Below are 381 nucleotides of genomic sequence, written 5' to 3'. Positions count from 1 at the left end.
TTGTTGCAGTTGACCGTAGCGATCAAGAAACCCGGCGCTGGAAAACTCCGCCCACAGCGGTTGAAACCCGCTCCATTCATTGCGTAACCAGCCCTCCAGGCCATCGATGATTCCCTGATAGGAGGCGTACAACGTCTGCACATGGTCGCTGGAAACATCGGGAAAGAAGGTGATGCGATAACGCTGGCCCCGATCGCAGTCGGTCACCTGCAGAATGCCACTCGGCCCGATGGTGTAGTGCCGCGGCTCGCCGAAAGTCAGCACACCGCCGACATCGGCAAGCACCGGTTCGAGGGTCACCGGGGTGTCGCCAATCGGCACGAACCGCGCGGCCTCGAACATGTGCACCAGCGTCAGCGCCCCGCTGGCCGAGCACATCGC

General features: G+C 61.9%; 1 protein-coding gene. It reads right to left on the bottom strand.

Annotated features, from left to right (window positions below):
* On the bottom strand, positions 1–381 hold a 381-nt coding region (locus A8O26_RS30050; RefSeq protein ID WP_172828234.1), incomplete at both ends, for a hypothetical protein.

The sequence above is a fragment of the Pseudomonas fluorescens genome (genome assembly GCF_001648775.1).
Taxonomy (GTDB): Bacteria; Pseudomonadota; Gammaproteobacteria; order Pseudomonadales; family Pseudomonadaceae; genus Aquipseudomonas; species Aquipseudomonas fluorescens_M.
This window is presented reverse-complemented; position numbering and strand designations above follow the sequence as displayed.